Raw genomic sequence first — 252 nt, forward strand, 5'->3', positions numbered from 1 at the left:
GGTTCCAGTTTTTTGAGAAGGGAAGACAGCGCGGCCCGGTCATGAGCTGGAACGGAACCGGAAACCGTTTCCACGACAATGTTTTCCACGCCCTCATCGTGAAGAGCCAAGATCTGGGGATCGGTCGTCTGGGCGTCGGTTGAGACCCGAGCGTATCCGTACCGTGGCATGACCGACCTCCTGAGCGGGAACATTCCTGATGCGACTATCATAGCATCTGTTCAGGATTAAGAATTTGGTCGGGGAAAATCC

The 252-nt window shown here is 54.8% G+C and carries 1 protein-coding gene; it reads right to left on the reverse strand.

From position 1 onward, the window contains the following. Nucleotides 1-212 (reverse strand): recombinase family protein (locus B7444_RS16210; RefSeq protein WP_306301642.1); only part of this gene is annotated, 212 nt, incomplete at its 3' end. Nucleotides 213-252 lie beyond the last annotated feature (40 nt).

It is taken from the genome of Gluconobacter thailandicus F149-1 = NBRC 100600, assembly GCF_000964465.1.
GTDB lineage: Bacteria > Pseudomonadota > Alphaproteobacteria > Acetobacterales > Acetobacteraceae > Gluconobacter > Gluconobacter thailandicus.